Source organism: Paludifilum halophilum (assembly GCF_002245355.1).
GTDB classification, from domain to species: Bacteria; Bacillota; Bacilli; order Thermoactinomycetales; family DSM-45169; genus Paludifilum; species Paludifilum halophilum.
Map to the genome: position 1 here is coordinate 1 of NZ_NOWF01000100.1, position 437 is coordinate 437.

Consider the following 437-nt stretch of genomic DNA (forward strand, 5'->3'; position numbering starts at 1 on the left):
GAATGTCGCGGGCGGCTTGATCGGTGCGCAACGGGGTGCAGATCAGCGAGAACGCCCGATGAATGCCACTGGACAGCAGCACGGGCGAGAGGAATCCCGGATGCACCATCGAGCGCGGCCACTCCGAGATCCACACGACGCAGTGGTAGGCCGAGTCGCTGCGAAGATGCCCCCACGACTCGGTGACCGCGACCGGCCCGGCGGTGGCGAGGTCGTGACCGAGGTCTCCGTGGCGTTCCAGTGTCGCGGCGATCGCCGGGTCATATGCCGAGCGCAGGATGACCGCGATCTGTCCGGTGCTGAGCCAGCCCTTGCTCGTCAGATCTGCCGAGCGCAGCGCGGCCGACAGCGTGCCCATTTCCTGTCGCAGCACGTTCGCCGCGCCCTTGACACCGCCGCCTGCGGTGCGAATCTGGCGGGCGGCGGCCCGCATATCC

The 437-nt window shown here is 68.6% G+C and carries 1 protein-coding gene; it reads right to left on the minus strand.

Annotation, left to right across the window (positions count from 1 at the left end; all coding sequences use genetic code 11):
• A partial coding sequence (locus CHM34_RS18515) for an SCO6880 family protein (protein ID WP_206093852.1) occupies positions 1–437 on the minus strand: 437 nt, incomplete at both ends.